The following is a 15,675-nucleotide window of genomic DNA, read 5'->3' on the forward strand; positions in this document are numbered from 1 at the left end:
CTGTTCAGCAAAGCTAAACGGCGTAAAGCCAGCCTTGAAGAACTCTCGCATTGAAGCAGATTAACGCCGTTTGCCGGCTAGGGACGCAGGTGTTTATGGCTACACAGACAACAGCAATTGAGAATATGTCGACGGAAAACAACACAACAACACTCAATCAGTATCTAGAAAAACAAACAGATACCAATGGATTGGCCAGACTGCATGCTCTGAAAAGCACAGTCACGTTAGTAAATCTTATCCCGCCTACGGTGAGCTTTGAAAGCCGTGGGCTTGCTCTCGTTGTGGGAACGGCTGAAGCATTGTCTACTTTCAGTGAATCAATCGCAGATGATATCCGTGACCGCGTTGTGCTGCTTTGCAATCAAGCGGGCGCGACATTAGCGAACCCTTCAGGGGGTCTTGCGCTGTTCTATGGCAGCGACGTCAGTATCGAAGGCTTCTTAGGAGCTTTTCAAGTCACCTTGAAGCGAAACGGAACGCCGCAAAATCTGGCGCAAATTGCTGTCGGGCGGGAGCATTTTGACCTGATCGTCGACCTCACTGAAAACGGTATCCATGCAGCACAATTGCCTCCTCTGGGATATCACGCTGTAGGTCGTGACTTGGTGTCTGCAGAAGAAGCGTTAGAGGCGATATCTGAAACGGTAGGAACCTTCGACAAGCCTAAATTTTTCCGTTTGGACAATGAGCGTTGTGCTCATGCATCCCGTGGCCTTGAAGGCTGCACCCGTTGCATCGATGCCTGTCCTGCCGACGCACTAAGTTCAATGAATCAAACCATCACCATCAATCCCTACTTGTGTCAGGGGATGGGCTCTTGCGCGACGGCGTGCCCGACAGAAGCCATCAGCTACGCCTTACCTGATCCGGAAAATACCCAGCATTTTGTCTTCGACCTGATTCAAGGTTACCGTCAAAAAGGTGGTGAGGTTCCAGCAATCCTTTTCTACGCCGAAGCGGATGAAGACGATTTGGTCGATGCTATGTCAATGTTGCCGAACAACACTATTCCAGTCCGACTGGAAGAGCTGGCTTCCGTCGGTTTGGATACCTGGCTGAGCGTATTGGTTTACGGTGCTTCTCAGGTGATATTGGCCATGGCGCCAAACCTTCACTTTAAAACACGTCATGTGCTGGAGCAGGAACTTGCGGTATCTGCTTCCTTCCTTAGTGACCTCAATATCGAACCAGACCGCATTGTGCTGAAAGCTGTCGACTCACTTGCGTCACTCACCCAATACTCCAATGCGCTGCTTTCTCATACAGAGAAGCTTACTGGCACCAAGCGCGAGAAACTGAGCGCAGCGTTGGATCTTCTGGCTGCGCAATCTACTCAAAACCTGACAACTACACCTGTGCCCCAAGGCGCGCCTTACGGTCGCGTTAACGTTAACACCGATGATTGCACCCTTTGTATGGGGTGTGTGGCGGTATGTCCGACTGAGGCGCTTTCTTCCATTGGTTCTCGCCCAGGCATGACCTTCCGCGAGCAGGATTGTGTGCAGTGTGGCCTTTGTGAATCCAGCTGCCCTGAATCTGTCATCACACTGGAACCTCGTTTTAACTGGGATACAGAATCGCGTCAGCAGCGTGACACCGTTTATGAAGAGGAAGCCGCGGAATGCATCAGTTGCGGTAAGCCATTTGCGCCGGTTTCCATGGTGAACATGCTGATAGAAAAACTGCAAAACCACAGTCACTTTGAAGGTGATGCCATCAAACGTCTCTCGATGTGCGAAGACTGCCGGGTTCGCGACATTGTCGCTGAAACAATGATCAACAACCCAGAGAAACAGATGAAGGTTTAGGAGGGACGAATGGCAATGCAGGAAATCATCAACGTGGAAGATGTCACCCGTGAAGAAAATGAAATTCGTCTCAACATTTATCACCTTCTGGCGCATCTGTTCAGACAGGCACCTGATCAGGATGCACTGAACTGGCTTGCGACACTGGAAGTGGAAGGCGACGAAGAGGCAGGCATGGCAGCGGCTTGGTCTGTTCTCAGGCTTTCCGCTAGTAAAACCACACCCATGCAGGCGGCCGATGAGTATCAACAGCTATTTATCGGTGTCGGACGTGGTGAAGTGGTGCCATTCGGTTCCTGGTATCTAACCGGGTCTTTGATGGAACTGCCGTTGGCACACCTTCGTCAGGATTTACGACGATTGGGGTTTGAGCGTCAGGAAGAAACCAAAGAGCCAGAAGATCATATCGCCGCATTGCTGGAAGTGATGGCGATGCTGGTGGATGAAGAGGATATGGAAAGCCAGAAGGCTTTTTTCAACCGTCATATTGCGCCGTGGTTTGAGCGATTGTGTGACGACGTGATTCGTGCGAATGCAGCCGTGTTTTACTCCTCTGTTGCTGCACTCGCGAAACAGTTCTTAACGATAGAAAAAATAAGCTTTACCCAGCGTCCGTGGTAGTTCCGCCTTGCAGAAAGCGGACAGAAGCGCTGATAAAAAGTACAAGGAGCAATGTGATGTCAGAGAAGCAAAAAGAGACAGACAAGCGAAATGAAGCGCGACGCCAGTTCCTTAAAGGACTGGGTGTTGCTGCAGCAGCTGGAGCGGCCACTACTGTGGTGAGCGGTGCGGCTCAAGCGGAAGTCACGGTGGCTAAGCCGGAACAGGAAAACCCCTCGGGCTATCGCGAAACGCAACATGTTCGTGATTACTACGATTCCCTCTAACCTGGCTGATGGAGTGAGATGATGAAACTGACGAAACGGTCTGACACCGTCAGCAAGGACGAAAAGCAACTGGGTGTTTCCCGCCGTACCTTTATGCGTAATTCTACACTGGCTACCGCAGGTGGTATTGCCGCTGCTGGCATGTTTGCACCAGGTATGATGAAAAAAGCTGCAGCGAAAGACGTTGACCCAAACAAACCGGTTGAACAAAAACGCACGATTTGTTCTCACTGCTCAGTGGGTTGTGGCGTGTATGCAGAAGTACAGGATGGTGTCTGGACGGGTCAGGAGCCTGCGTTTGACCACCCATTCAATGCCGGTGGACACTGCGCCAAAGGGGCTGCACTTCGTGAACATGGCCATGGTGAACGTCGCCTCAAATACCCAATGAAACTGGTGGATGGCAAGTGGCAGAAAATCAGCTGGGACACCGCCATCAATGAAATTGGCGACAAATGTCTGGAAATCCGCAAGCAAGACGGCCCTGACTCTGTGTACTTTCTGGGTTCGGCAAAGCATAGCAACGAACAGGCCTACATGTTCCGTAAAATGGCATCGCTTTGGGGAACCAATAACGTCGATCATCAGGCACGTATCTGTCACTCCACCACGGTAGCAGGGGTGGCGAATACCTGGGGTTACGGTGCGATGACCAACTCCTTTAATGACATGCATAACTGTAAGTCGATCCTTTTTGTCGGCTCCAACCCTGCCGAAGCACACCCTGTCGCGATGCAGCATATCCTCATCGCGAAAGAGAAAAACGGCTGTAAGATTGTTGTGGCTGATCCTCGTCGCACCCGCACTGCCGCGAAAGGTGACCACTTTGTTTCTCTACGTCCTGGTACAGATATTGCGTTTATCTGGGGCCTGCTATGGCACATTTTCGATAACAACTGGGAAGACAAGGAATTCATTTACCAGCGCGTGTTTGGCATGGATGAAATCCGTGAAGAAGTTGCGAAATGGAATCCTGAAGAAGTAGAGCGTGTGTCCGGTGTTGGACGTGACGACATGTATCAGGCGGCGAAAATCCTTGCCGAAAACCGCCCAGGCTGTGTGGTTTGGTGTATGGGTGGTACGCAACACACCACAGGTAACAACAACACCCGCGCTTATTGTGTGCTGGAGCTTGCTCTAGGGAACATCGGTAAATCAGGCGGTGGTGCCAATATTTTCCGTGGACACGATAACGTGCAGGGTGCCACCGACCTTGGCGTGTTGTCCCACACCTTGCCGGGCTATTACGGCTTGTCTAACGGTGCATGGAAGCATTGGTCGAAAGTCTGGGATCTGGACTATGACTGGGTTCAGGGGCGTTTTGACCAAACGGAATACAACGGCTCTAAACCAATGAACAGCAACGGTATACCGGTTTCACGCTGGATTGATGGCGTGCTGGAAGACCCAGATAAAATTGCCCAGAAAGCCAATATCCGCGCCATGTTTTACTGGGGGCATGCGGTGAACTCGCAAACCCGTGGTCCCGAGATGCAAAAGGCAATGGAAAAACTGGATATGATGGTCATCGTCGACCCTTATCCAACCGTTGCTGCAGTCATGAACAACCGTAAAAACGGCGTTTACCTGCTGCCAACGACCACTCAGTTTGAAACCTACGGATCGGTGACCGCATCTAACCGTTCACTGCAATGGCGTGACAAGGTGATTGAGCCTCTGTTTGATTCAAAGCCTGATCACAACATCATGTATCTGCTTTCCCAAAAACTGGGTTTCTCAGACCAGCTGTTTAAGAACGTGAAGGTGAATGGCGATGAACCTCTGATTGAAGACATTACCCGCGAGTTCAACCGTGGTATGTGGACAATCGGCTATACAGGCCAGAGCCCAGAACGTATCAAAACGCACCAGCAAAACTGGCACACCTTCAACAAAACATCACTGGAAGCAGAAGGTGGCCCGGTTAATGGGGAGACCTATGGTCTGCCATGGCCTTGTTGGGGAACACCGGAAATGAAACATCCGGGTACACACATCCTCTATGACACATCAAAAGAAGTCGCCCGCGGTGGTGGTAACTTCCGCGCACGTTTTGGTGTGGAATATGAAGGTGAAAGCCTGCTGGCAGTCGATAGCTATTCAAAAGGCTGTGAGTTGGAAGACGGATATCCGGAGTTCACTGACAAGATGCTCAAACAACTTGGTTGGTGGGATGATCTGACAGCAGAAGAGAAAGCTGCTGCTGAAGGTAAAAACTGGAAGACAGACCTGTCTGGCGGTATTCAGCGTGTTGCCATCAATCACGGGTGTATCCCATTTGGTAACGCCAAAGCCCGTGCGATTGTCTGGACCTTCCCAGACAAAGTGCCACTTCACCGTGAACCACTGTATACCCCGCGCCGTGACTTGTTGCCTGAATACGCAACCTGGGATGACAAAGCGGATATCTATCGTCTGCCAACGCTGTACAAATCGATTCAGGAAATCGATGCGGCGAAAGAGTATCCAATCATTCTCACATCTGGCCGATTGGTTGAGTATGAGGGTGGTGGTGAAGAGACCCGTTCAAACCCATGGCTGGCGAAACTGCAGCAAGAGATGTTTGTGGAAGTCAACATTGCTGACGCGAACGATCTGGGGATTGTGGATGGACAGGATGTCTGGGTTGAAGGCCCTGATAAAGGCCGCGTGAAAGTGAAGGCCATGATTACGCCTCGTGTATACAAAGGACTCGCCTTTATGCCATTCCACTTCGGTGGTGTGTTCCAAGGTGAAGATCTGAGATCGAAATATCCAGAGGGGGCTGACCCGTACGTCGTTGGTGAAGCGGCGAACACTGCAACCACCTACGGTTACGACCCGGTTACCCTGATGCAGGAAACCAAAGTGACACTTTGTAAGATCTTACCGGCGTAAAGGGAGCGCATAGTTATGGCTGATATGAAATTCTTATGTGACACCAAACGCTGCATTGAATGTAATGGCTGTGTCACTGCGTGTAGTAACGCTAACTCTGAAGTGGTGACCTGGGGAACCCAGCGTCGTCGTGTCGTCACGCTGAATGATGGTGAAGCGGGTGAGAACTCGGTGTCAGTTGCCTGTATGCACTGTGCCGATGCCCCTTGTATGGCTGTGTGTCCCGCTGACTGTTTCTACAAAACAGAAGATGGCATTGTTTTGCACAACAAGGAGACCTGCATTGGCTGCGGCTACTGTCTGTTTGCTTGTCCGTTTGGGGCGCCTCAGTTCCCGAAAACAGCGGCATTCGGTGAGCGAGGCAAGATGGACAAATGTACCTTCTGTGCTGGTGGCCCCGAGCCGGACGGTTCGGCAAAAGAGCGAGAGCTATATGGTGCAAACCGTATTGCGGAAGGTAAGTTGCCTTTGTGTGCTGAAATGTGTTCTACCAAAGCTCTGTTGGCGGGGGATGCAGAGAAAATTTCTGCAGTATTCCGTCAGCGCGTTGTAGAACGTGGCGCAAAAGGGGCTGGCTGGACTAAGGGCGATGACCTCGCCTACGACGCGACCAAAAGCTGATTAGCATGGAACCCTGTAGGACGCAGTTCGTCCGACAGTGTCAGGAGGAGAGATATGTTTAGAACATTGCTCGCCATGCTAATGGTGATAGCAACCTTTTGGTCTCCAATCAGTCTTGCAGAAGACGGTGCCAAGGCGGATCCCCAGAAAGAAATGGTGCAACTGGCTGGCCCTGAATTCTGGAGAGAAGTGCGAGGCGGAGAGTCGGGATACACGGTTGCGACGGGAGCAGAAGCTGGTCAACTTATTAATGTTGACGGTCAACGCTGGCGGGAAATTCGTAATGAGTGGATCAGTCCACTCGGGCTGATTTTTCTCGGTGTATCTGCAGGTAGTCTGCTGCTGTTTTACTTTTGGGCTGGACGCATAGAGTTATCGCATAAGCGTACTGGCAAAAAGGTGATGCGTTGGACACCTTTTGAGCGTGCCATGCATTGGTTTACCGCCATCAACTTCCTGATTCTGGGGTTCAGTGGCGTGCTCTTGCTATACGGTAAGCACTTTATTAAACCTGTGGCGCCTGAAGCAGTTTGGGGCAGCATCATCTATGCGGCTAAAGTGTCGCATAACTATCTGGGTCCGCTGTTTGTGCTCGGACTGCTTTGTATGTTGGTGAAGTGGATGAAGAACAATTTCATCAACAAAGTCGACATTGAATGGTTCAAGCAGGGCGGTGGTATTCTGCCAAACGGTAAACACCCGGACGCAGGTTTTTGTAATGGTGGCGAGAAGATTTGGTTCTGGCTGCTGGCAACCGTTGGTGTGGTGGTCTGTATTAGTGGTCTAGTGATGGATTTCCCACTCTTTGGTCAAACCCGTGAAGATATGCAAATAGCAAATCTGCTTCATGGCATTGCTTCTTTGGGCCTGTTCGCTGCGGCGTTAGGGCACATCTACATCGGTACAGTGGGTACTGAAGGTGCGCTTGAAGGCATGGCAACAGGTTATGTCGATGAGAGTTGGGCGAAGCAACACCACAAGCTTTGGCTGGATGAAGTACAAGGCCAAAGCAGTGCTCAAACGACAGAAGCGAAAGAGCAACAAAGTACCTGACGTATAGGTAAACAAATGGAAGCCCGCAGATGCGGGCTTTTTTGTGCTTATTGCTGAGACTCATTTTTGGTCGTAGGCAGCCAAAACGAAATCACTGCGGTTGTCGCTAGGAAAGCGAAAGACACCCACAGGCACGCTGCGAATCCCCAGGCCTGGAAAACCCACCCCGAGAGAATGGTACCAATCAAGCGTCCCATCGCGTTCGCCATGTAATAGAAACCCACATCCAGCGAAACGCCGTCACCTTTTGCATAACTAACAATCAGATAAGAGTGCAGTGAAGAGTTCACAGCGAACACCGCACCGAACACCATCAAGCCAACAATGATAACGGTTTCCGGATGCCACTGTTGTTGCACACTGATGGCGATGATTCCGGTGACGACGGAAAGCAACATAGCCCAATAAATTGCGGCTTTGCCATCCGGCGTTTTACCAGAAGCTTTACCTGTGATCTTCGGAGCAATCCCCTGAATAAAGCCATAGCCAATCACCCAAGTCGCCAGAAATGCACCGACGGCACTGTGGTCCCAGCCAAAGGTGGTACCGAGATAGATGGGAAGGGCAATCACAAACCAGACATCACGGGCACCGAACAGGAACATACGGGCAGCAGACAGAATATTCACACTGCTGGATTTCGAGAATATCTCTGAGAACTTAGGCTTGGTTTTCGCTTTGCCCATGTCTGACTTCAGGAACAGCAGACTGCCGAAAAATACCAGCAGCAAGACACCTGCCATCGCAGCAACCGCAGATTGGAAACCAATCAAGGAAAGCAGTGCACCGCCCAGGAAGAAACCGGCACCTTTCAATGCGTTCTTAGATCCTGTGAGAATTGCAATCCACTTGTAGAGTGCGCCTTGTGCATCTTCAGGAACCAGTGTTTTGATTGAGCTCTTTGCGCTCATCTTATTGAGGTCTTTGGCTATACCGGACATGGCTTGCGCTGCCATTACCCAGGGAATACTGAGCCAAGCTGTCGGTACCGCCAGCATGGCGAGCGCGACAATTTGCATGCCTAGACCAATGTTCATGGTCCGGTTAAGACCCAACCTTGCGCCGAGCCAGCCGCCAATCAGGTTGGTCACCACACCAAAGAATTCATAGAAAAGAAAGAGTGAAGCGATTTCCAGACTGGAGTAACCCAGGTCATAAAAATAAAGCACCACCAACATGCGCAGGGCACCGTCAGTGATGGTGAAATTCCAATAATTGAATGTCACCAGCATGTACTGGCGAACGTGGGAATTTAATTGAGACAGCATAACAACTCGCCCAAAAAAGAGCTGCGTTTGCAGCTCTTGATATCTCTTTTATGTTTATGCCAAGCCTACTTTGCGAACCAACTCTGCGGTGCGCGTTGCGTAGCCCATTTCATTGTCATACCAGGCGTAGACTTTCACCATGCGCTTTCCAACGACCATAGTCGAGAGGGCATCGACGATGGTAGAGCGCTGGTCGCCTTTATAATCGATAGATACCAGTGGGCGCTCTTCAAAGCCAAGAATACCTTTCAGCTCGCCTTCAGACGCTTCTTTCAGCAGGGCATTCACTTCTTCTGCGGTAGTGTCGCGCTTCACATCGAAGATGATGTCAGTCAGAGAGGCGTTCGCCAGCGGAACACGGACTGCGTGGCCGTTAATTTTACCTTCCAGCTCAGGGAAGATTTCAACGATAGCTTTTGCTGATCCTGTGGTGGTTGGGATCAAACTCATGCCACAGGCGCGCGCACGACGAAGGTCTTTGTGCGGTGCATCCAGAATGGTTTGGGTGTTGGTGAGATCGTGAATCGTTGTGAAAGCAGATTGCTCGATACCCAGCTTCTCGTGAATCACTTTCACTACAGGAGCGATACAGTTGGTGGTGCACGAGGCCGCAGTCACGATACGGTGGACCTCTGGATCGAAGATGTCGTCGTTGATGCCTACAACAATGTTGGCAATACCGTCTTCTTTCACGGGTGCAGAGACAACGACGCGTTTAACGCCTTGCTCGAGGTATTGATTCAGGAACTCGGATTTACGATGCACGCCTGTTGCTTCGATAACAACATCACAGCCAGACCAGTCGATATCACTGATGTTCTTTTGCTGTGTAGTACGGATGCTCTTGCCATTGATCAGCATGGCATCGCCATCGGTAGTGACTTCGTGGTGCCAGCGACCCTGAACAGAGTCGAACTCCAGAAGGTGAGCCAGTGTTGCTGTATCGCCAGCGACATCGTTGATTTGAACAAACTCAAGTTCAGGCCAGTCGAAAGCGGCGCGAAGTGCCAGACGACCAATGCGGCCAAAACCATTAATTCCTACTTTAATAGACATCTCAATTTTCCTCTAAACACAGCACTCTGGGCGAGATTTCATCTCCGAGAGACGCTGGATATCTTGCTGGTATTCTTGTTTAAGGCAGTTCGAATCGACCAGCCCCTGAATTTGTTTGCGCATCCAACCGGGAAGTTGGTCAGACAGACGGTAAAACACCCACTGACCTTGGCGGGTATCCAAAATCACGCCGCTTGAGCGAAGTTGTGCCAAGTGTCGGGAGATCTTTGGCTGGCTCTCGTTGAGCGCTTCCGTTAGCTCGCCCACGCAGATTTTTTCTTCCCGTGCGATGAGCAATAAACATCTCACGCGGGTTTCATCTGCGAGCAGTTTGAAAAACTGATGAGGTAACATTTGAATATCTCCATATGCGAATATCCATATATTAATTTCAATAAGGCATGAGTCAACAGGAAAGAAGGTGTGTCATGAAAGCTTCATATTTGGAGCTAGAATTAAGCAACAGAGTCTCTGGAGCACTGTTGCTCATTTGGAAGTGGTTATTTAGAAATGAGTCCCCAATTAAGGGCCGTGCCCGCGGGAATATCTGAGAGCGCGATTCGTCCCATGACAACATCATAGTGCTTAGGCTCTAAACCAAACCCCGGACGAACGCTTTTTACGTTGTCTGGATTGAGGGTTTCACCTTTTTTGATGTCTTGAGCAACATAGAGCGAACGGCGAAATTGCACATTGCCTTTCTCCGCTTCTTTAAGTTGATAGCCTGCTTGTCCCAATGCTTGCCATGCGGTTTCTGTGTCCCTACAGAGCGATGCCAATTCATCAGGCTCAAGAGAGAAAGTAGAGTCTGGGCCTGGGTCATTGCGGCTCAGAGTGACGTGTTTTTCAATCACGGACGCGCCGAGCGCAACAGCAGCAACAGACACTGTGGTACCCAATGTGTGGTCAGACAGACCGCCAATGACACCGAACTTCTCCGCGAGATCGGGAATGGTGCGCAGATGGCTTTGGGAAGCTGGGGCAGGGTAGGCGCTGATGCAATGAAGAAGCACCAATTGCCCACAACCATTGTCACGGGCAGTCGCTACCGCTTCGGAAATTTCATCACCGTTAGCCATGCCTGTGGAGATGATCATCGGTTTTCCGGTTTGCGCCACATAACGGATAAGCGGTAAATCGACCGCTTCAAACGACGCTATCTTGTAAGCGGGCGCATTGAGATCTTCCAGCAAGTCTACTGCTGTAAAATCAAACGGCGTACTAAACAGTGTAATGCCAACGTCGCGTGCTTTATCAAATAGAGGCTTGTGCCATTCAAAGGGCGTGTGTGCTTCTTGGTAAAGGTCATAAAGAGTGCGACCATCCCAGAGTCCGCCTTTGATTTGGAATTCGTCAGAATCGCAATTCAGGGTGATGGTGTCAGCGGTGTAGCTCTGCATCTTAATCGCATCAGCGCCAGCGCGTTTGGCCATTTCAATGGTCTGGAAAGCACGTTCGATGGAGCCGTTATGGTTCGCTGACATTTCAGCGATGATGTAAGGCTTGTGGTCTGGGCCAATTTTACGGCCATCGATGGTAATAAACGGGGTCATGATGCTGTGTTACCGTTCCAGTCTTCACGTGAAAGGAAGAAAGCAAAATAATCTTTGTCTTCCTCTGCTGTGATTAGGGTTTGCGTGTCCTTTTCCTTTGAAAAGCCAAGCTTGTGGTGGAGGTAAAGGACTTTTGGATTGCTGCAAAGCACCCGGCTGCGAATACCTTCAAGGCCCAGCTTATCAAAGCCTAGGTGCAATGCTTCCGATAACAGCGTAAAGCCAGTGCCTGAGGGCGCTTCAGGGGATTTATAAAACCCCCATTCTGCGGTGTTTGATTGTCTTTCAATCTCGGTGAAAGAGAGCATGCCAACCGGCGTTCCCTCAGCGTGCGCAATAAAAAACTGTTTCGTGGCGTCAGTTGAAGCTTTGGCAAACCAGCGCTCATGCTCCTCAGCACTGATTTCATGTTGGGTGAACATCATCTCGCGAACGCCAGGGTCATTTCGCCAACCTCGAACCATGGGTAAATCTTCGGTCGTCATGGGGCGGAATGTCATCTGATTATTCGTTTCTGGCGGACACAATCTTTCCATGACTTCGACTACACGCTGCGCACCATTGCCATCGATGTCTGATTTTTCCAAGCGATAAGGCAAAGTCTTCCAATGTTCTGCCAACCACTTCAGCTCATTGGCGTAATCGTGCTCGGTGGTTTTATCGCTGACACCAAGGTAACGATACAGGCCGCTGGCCCCAAGGTGTTCGGCCATTTGGCGTTGGTTTTCTGCCACGGAAACGAGGGTTCCCGGCACACCGAGACTGGCGCGTTCTATCGCGCTGACACCCGCGCCGCCAAAAGCATATCGGCAGGCGGCGAGTTCAGCTTCGTAGTCGGGCAGATTTTCAGAAAGCGTCACGAACTCCGGTAAAGGCAGCGACGCAATTTCATCTTTTCTCGGATTCGCTAACCCGTGCACAACATGCAGCCGGAAGGGGAGTGAATCAAAGTGTCTGCTGGCGTTTAAAAGCTTAATGCACTCACCACTTGGGTCTGTGCCACTGAAAAAAGCCAGTACCACATTCTTGAGCGCTGGGGGCTGTTGGCGAAGCTCGGAAAAGCGTGGGCGCAGCAGGCCAAATTTGGGTCCCAGAAGTTGAGTGCATTCCTTTGACACAACCTGATGATAGCGGTTTTCAAAATCCGGCCACGGGTTGTGGTCCAAGAGCACATCACACTTGTGTTCGCGGTTAGCCAGATCGTCGATGGTAAAAATTCTGGCACCCGATGCACGCATCAGGTTTTGCCACTCGCTGTCGATCGCATAATGATCCATGGCAATCCAGTCAGGCTGAAACCCTTTCAGTGCAGCCAAGCATTCCTTTGCATCAGCCTCCTGTGTCACGCCAAGCCAGTGCTTGTAATCACCGGCATCGGGTAAGAAGGTTTCCTGAATGGTTTTCAGGGAAATCACCTCGACACCCTGAGCTTTGCTGTAATCGATAAGGTTGCCCGTCAGAGGGCGGCTCAGAAGCACAACCTTATGGCCGCGCTCAATCAGCTTTTTTGCCAGCACCAGACAGCGCATGATATGTCCGGTACCAATCTGGCTGGAGGCATCGGACCGAATGGCAACCTTCATAGCTCTCCCCGCTGTTCAAGAATTTGATAGAGCATTTCAGCGCGGATCCAATCGTCGGGCTCATCGATATCCTGAACCCGGAAATGAGGGATCTGAACGGCTTTGGAGTGTGGTGCGAAAATCGGTTTGCCGGAAAGGAAAGCGTCCGGCTTGCCCCAGTAAAACATCCCCGCATCGTGATAAGCAGTCTCCAAATCCTGTGAGCGGGTGGAAAAATGCTCAGGCCAGAACATTTCCACATTACCTTCGCCATTCATTCGGATACTGCGCTGAATGGGGAATGAAAAGCGTGTGGCAGCGAAGGTATATTGAGTCTGTTCTTTTTCCAATAGCGCCAGACCCTCTTCCAGATCCTTCGCGCGGGTAAACGGCACGGTGGCATAAAGACAGCAGACCGAGCCCAGTGGGCGGGTGTCGTTCTCCTGAAGCCATTCGATGGCATGTTTGATCACATCCAGCGTTGTGGCGTGGTCATTCGCGATATCAGCAGGACGAAGGAAAGGCACTTCTGCGCCATGTTCTTTGGCAACACCGGCAATATCCTCGCTGTCTGTCGAGACAATGATGCGGTCAAACAGGCCAGACTTTTTGGCGACATCAATGGCATAGGCAATAATTGGCTTGCCAATAAAGGTCTTGAGGTTTTTTCCCGGAATACGTTTGCTGCCACCACGGGCAGGAATAATACAGACTTTCATTTCGTCCTCAGCGCAGCGCGTCAGCCAGTGCCTGAATCACTGTGTCCTGCTCATCTTCCGTCATATCAAAGTAAAGAGGCAGGCTGAGCGCAGCTTGATAATAATGTTCTGCAGCAGGGAATTGTCCCCACTCAAATCCCAATTCGCGGTAATACGGTTGGGTGTGAACCGGAATGTAATGCACGTGTACACCGATGCCTTTCGCGCGAAGTTCATCAAACACGCTGCGGCGGCAATCTGGTTCCGCTAACTGGATGACATACAAATGCCATGCCGATTTACTGGCGGGAAGCAATGTTGGTGTGGTCAGTGGCAGTGCCGACAGCTTTTCAGTGTAGCGACCTGCAAGTACTTGTCGGCGTTCTACAAATGCATCCAGTCTCGCCAGCTGAGAAGTTCCCAGTGCGGCTTGCAGATCCGTCATCCGGTAGTTAAAACCCAGTGACTGCTGCTCGTAGTACCAAGTGCCTTGGTTGCTGTCGACCAAAGATTCTAAATCCCGTGTAACACCGTGGCTGCGAAGATTCTCCATCGCTTTGGCGAGCGCTGGATTATTGGTCAGCGCCATACCGCCTTCTGCGGTGGTGATGATTTTCACCGGGTGAAAGCTGAAAACCGTGATGTCGCTGTATTGGCAATTGCCAACATACTGATCCTGATATTTGCCGCCGATGGCGTGAGAGGCGTCTTCGATGATGCGGAAACCATACTGCTCAGAAAGCTGGTGGATAGCTTCCATATCGCAGCTTTGGCCGCACATATGTACGACGACCACAATATGCGGCAGGGTGTCCGTCAGCTTTGCGTGTCCCAGTTTCTCAGCTAAACGCTTTGGACAAAGGTTGTAAGTAGCTGGGTCGATATCGACAAAGTCGACATCTGCGCCACAATACAAACCGCAGTTTGCTGACGCCACAAAGGTATTGGGAGAGGTCCATAAACGCTGACCTTTGCCAAGCTCCAGCGCCAGGCAAGCGATATGCAGCGCGGAAGTTGCACTGTTAACTGCGATGGCATGTTTCGCCCCGACTTTTTGGGCGACAGCGTTTTCGAACTCGGTAACGCGCGGTCCTTGAGTGATGAAGTCAGACGTTAAAGCGTCAACGACAGCATCGATATCGTCTTGGCTAATGTTTTGTTTGCCGTAAGGGATCATGCTTGTTGCTCAAATTCCAGGATCTGCTCGACGTTCAGAAAATCCGGGTTACTGCCTGAATGGTATTCAAAACCCGCCGCGACAGGCTCGCCTTTTTCGCCAAGAGGATTCACTGAATAGTCGTAATCTGCCGCATAGAATTTGATGGTTGGGCGCATCACATAGTGGTCAGCAAATTCCAGTGTCAGATGAGAGTCATCACTTGGGCACATGATTTCATGCATTTTCTCGCCCGGACGAATACCAATCTCTTTCACCGGCAAACCATTACCGTAAGCGGTCGCTAGGTCCATCAAGCGGACTGATGGGATTTTCGGGACAAAGATTTCGCCGCCTTGCATGCGTTCGAAGTTCTTCAGAACAAAGTCGACGCCTTGCTGCAAGGTAATCCAAAAACGGGTCATGTCAGGGTGGGTAATTGGCAGCGCATCTGCACCTTCTTCAACCAACTTTTTGAAAAACGGCACCACAGAACCACGGGAGCCCACCACATTGCCGTAACGAACAACCGCAAAACGGGTTTGTCCGCCACCGGTCATGTTGTTCGCTGCAACGAAGAGTTTGTCTGAACAAAGTTTGGTGGCACCGTAGAGGTTATTTGGGCTGGCGGCTTTGTCAGTAGAAAGGGCGATAACCTTTTCGACCTTGTTAGCAATGGCGGCACGAATAATATTCTCCGCCCCGTGGACGTTGGTCTTGATGCATTCCATCGGGTTATATTCGGCGGCAGGAACCTGCTTGAGAGCAGCTGCATGAATGACATAATCCACGCCATTCATGGCTTCCATCATGCGGCTAGCGTCGCGTACATCGCCGATAAAGTAGCGCATGCAAGGGTCATTAAACTCTTGCTGCATTTCGAATTGCTTTAATTCATCGCGCGAGAGAATGATGAGTCGCTTAGGCTTGTAACGCGCAAGGATGGTCTTGGTGTATTTCTTTCCAAATGATCCGGTACCACCGGTGATCAAAATCGACTTGCCGTTAAACATTTCAATCCTTAGCATTAGTCTCAGTATCTGATTGAAATTTTAACTGATAGCGCCAATTTCGGTGGGAGAAAATTGCCTACACCGTGATTGGATGACGAAAAAAAAGGCAATCTCTTTCGA

At 50.7% G+C, this 15,675-nt stretch carries 14 protein-coding genes; 6 read left to right on the top strand and 8 right to left on the bottom strand.

Annotated elements, in window-relative coordinates; genetic code table 11:
- Positions 1 to 125: 125 nt before the first annotated feature.
- Genes QL223_RS05910 through QL223_RS05935 form a run of 6 tightly spaced genes read left to right on the top strand, consistent with a single transcriptional unit; the run spans position 126 to position 7,249 of the window.
- Positions 126 to 1,811 (top strand): 4Fe-4S binding protein, encoded by a 1,686-nt coding sequence (locus QL223_RS05910; RefSeq protein WP_281544271.1) that lies wholly within the window; start codon positions 126 to 128, stop codon positions 1,809 to 1,811.
- A gap of 9 nt (positions 1,812 to 1,820) precedes the next feature.
- Complete coding sequence (locus QL223_RS05915; protein ID WP_002542128.1) at positions 1,821 to 2,432, top strand: molecular chaperone TorD family protein; 612 nt, start codon at positions 1,821 to 1,823, stop codon at positions 2,430 to 2,432.
- A 56-nt stretch (positions 2,433 to 2,488) separates the two neighbouring features.
- A complete protein-coding gene (locus QL223_RS05920) occupies positions 2,489 to 2,698 on the top strand; it encodes a twin-arginine translocation signal domain-containing protein (protein ID WP_281544178.1) in 210 nt (69 codons plus the stop codon).
- A 21-nt stretch (positions 2,699 to 2,719) separates the two neighbouring features.
- Complete coding sequence (locus tag QL223_RS05925) at positions 2,720 to 5,575, top strand: formate dehydrogenase subunit alpha (RefSeq protein WP_281544272.1); 2,856 nt, start codon at positions 2,720 to 2,722, stop codon at positions 5,573 to 5,575.
- A 15-nt stretch (positions 5,576 to 5,590) separates the two neighbouring features.
- Complete coding sequence (fdh3B, locus tag QL223_RS05930) at positions 5,591 to 6,196, top strand: formate dehydrogenase FDH3 subunit beta (RefSeq protein WP_002542131.1); 606 nt, start codon at positions 5,591 to 5,593, stop codon at positions 6,194 to 6,196.
- 54 nt (positions 6,197 to 6,250) lie between these two features.
- The gene (locus QL223_RS05935) at positions 6,251 to 7,249 is read left to right on the top strand and encodes a formate dehydrogenase subunit gamma (protein ID WP_281544179.1); all 999 of its coding nucleotides are present in this window, start codon (positions 6,251 to 6,253) and stop codon (positions 7,247 to 7,249) included.
- Positions 7,250 to 7,296: 47 nt separating this feature from the next.
- Here QL223_RS05935 and arsJ read toward each other — a convergent pair whose 3' ends face one another.
- The 8 genes from arsJ to pseB all read right to left on the bottom strand — a co-directional run bounded on the left by arsJ (position 7,297) and on the right by pseB (position 15,555).
- Positions 7,297 to 8,517, bottom strand: coding sequence for an organoarsenical effux MFS transporter ArsJ (gene arsJ / locus QL223_RS05940; protein WP_281544180.1), 1,221 nt, complete (start codon positions 8,515 to 8,517; stop codon positions 7,297 to 7,299).
- Between the two features lie 54 nt (positions 8,518 to 8,571).
- A complete protein-coding gene (locus tag QL223_RS05945) occupies positions 8,572 to 9,573 on the bottom strand; it encodes an ArsJ-associated glyceraldehyde-3-phosphate dehydrogenase (RefSeq protein WP_281544181.1) in 1,002 nt (333 codons plus the stop codon).
- 12 nt (positions 9,574 to 9,585) lie between these two features.
- The gene (locus QL223_RS05950; RefSeq protein WP_002542138.1) at positions 9,586 to 9,927 is read right to left on the bottom strand and encodes a metalloregulator ArsR/SmtB family transcription factor; all 342 of its coding nucleotides are present in this window, start codon (positions 9,925 to 9,927) and stop codon (positions 9,586 to 9,588) included.
- Between the two features lie 146 nt (positions 9,928 to 10,073).
- On the bottom strand, positions 10,074 to 11,126 hold the full coding sequence (pseI, locus tag QL223_RS05955; protein ID WP_281544182.1) for a pseudaminic acid synthase: 1,053 nt from the start codon (positions 11,124 to 11,126) through the stop codon (positions 10,074 to 10,076).
- On the bottom strand, positions 11,123 to 12,709 hold the full coding sequence (pseG, locus tag QL223_RS05960; RefSeq protein ID WP_281544183.1) for a UDP-2,4-diacetamido-2,4,6-trideoxy-beta-L-altropyranose hydrolase: 1,587 nt from the start codon (positions 12,707 to 12,709) through the stop codon (positions 11,123 to 11,125). The genes pseI and pseG overlap by 4 nt, the downstream gene beginning before the upstream one ends.
- Positions 12,706 to 13,407: a pseudaminic acid cytidylyltransferase gene (gene pseF / locus QL223_RS05965; RefSeq protein ID WP_002542141.1), complete on the bottom strand. Its 702-nt coding sequence runs from the start codon at positions 13,405 to 13,407 to the stop codon at positions 12,706 to 12,708. The genes pseG and pseF overlap by 4 nt, the downstream gene beginning before the upstream one ends.
- Before the next feature lie 7 nt (positions 13,408 to 13,414).
- Positions 13,415 to 14,563, bottom strand: a complete 1,149-nt coding sequence (gene pseC / locus QL223_RS05970; protein ID WP_281544184.1) for a UDP-4-amino-4,6-dideoxy-N-acetyl-beta-L-altrosamine transaminase — start codon at positions 14,561 to 14,563, stop codon at positions 13,415 to 13,417.
- The gene (pseB, locus tag QL223_RS05975) at positions 14,560 to 15,555 is read right to left on the bottom strand and encodes a UDP-N-acetylglucosamine 4,6-dehydratase (inverting) (RefSeq protein ID WP_281544185.1); all 996 of its coding nucleotides are present in this window, start codon (positions 15,553 to 15,555) and stop codon (positions 14,560 to 14,562) included. The genes pseC and pseB overlap by 4 nt, the downstream gene beginning before the upstream one ends.
- Between the last annotated feature and the right edge of the window lie 120 nt (positions 15,556 to 15,675).

Source organism: Grimontia sp. SpTr1, from assembly GCF_947387585.1.
Taxonomy (GTDB): Bacteria; Pseudomonadota; Gammaproteobacteria; order Enterobacterales; family Vibrionaceae; genus Enterovibrio; species Enterovibrio indicus.

What these genes read in the sequence shown, in the direction of transcription:
- QL223_RS05910 (WP_281544271.1), top strand. Translation starts at nt 126, where the DNA reads ATGTCGACGGAAAACAACACAACAACACTCAATCAGTATCTAGAAAAA.
- QL223_RS05915 (WP_002542128.1), top strand. Translation starts at nt 1,821, where the DNA reads ATGGCAATGCAGGAAATCATCAACGTGGAAGATGTCACCCGTGAAGAA.
- QL223_RS05920 (WP_281544178.1), top strand. Translation starts at nt 2,489, where the DNA reads ATGTCAGAGAAGCAAAAAGAGACAGACAAGCGAAATGAAGCGCGACGC.
- QL223_RS05925 (WP_281544272.1), top strand. Translation starts at nt 2,720, where the DNA reads ATGAAACTGACGAAACGGTCTGACACCGTCAGCAAGGACGAAAAGCAA.
- fdh3B (WP_002542131.1), top strand. Translation starts at nt 5,591, where the DNA reads ATGGCTGATATGAAATTCTTATGTGACACCAAACGCTGCATTGAATGT.
- QL223_RS05935 (WP_281544179.1), top strand. Translation starts at nt 6,251, where the DNA reads ATGTTTAGAACATTGCTCGCCATGCTAATGGTGATAGCAACCTTTTGG.
- arsJ (WP_281544180.1), bottom strand. Translation starts at nt 8,517, where the DNA reads ATGCTGTCTCAATTAAATTCCCACGTTCGCCAGTACATGCTGGTGACA.
- QL223_RS05945 (WP_281544181.1), bottom strand. Translation starts at nt 9,573, where the DNA reads ATGTCTATTAAAGTAGGAATTAATGGTTTTGGCCGCATTGGTCGTCTG.
- QL223_RS05950 (WP_002542138.1), bottom strand. Translation starts at nt 9,927, where the DNA reads ATGTTACCTCATCAGTTTTTCAAACTGCTCGCAGATGAAACCCGCGTG.
- pseI (WP_281544182.1), bottom strand. Translation starts at nt 11,126, where the DNA reads ATGACCCCGTTTATTACCATCGATGGCCGTAAAATTGGCCCAGACCAC.
- pseG (WP_281544183.1), bottom strand. Translation starts at nt 12,709, where the DNA reads ATGAAGGTTGCCATTCGGTCCGATGCCTCCAGCCAGATTGGTACCGGA.
- pseF (WP_002542141.1), bottom strand. Translation starts at nt 13,407, where the DNA reads ATGAAAGTCTGTATTATTCCTGCCCGTGGTGGCAGCAAACGTATTCCG.
- pseC (WP_281544184.1), bottom strand. Translation starts at nt 14,563, where the DNA reads ATGATCCCTTACGGCAAACAAAACATTAGCCAAGACGATATCGATGCT.
- pseB (WP_281544185.1), bottom strand. Translation starts at nt 15,555, where the DNA reads ATGTTTAACGGCAAGTCGATTTTGATCACCGGTGGTACCGGATCATTT.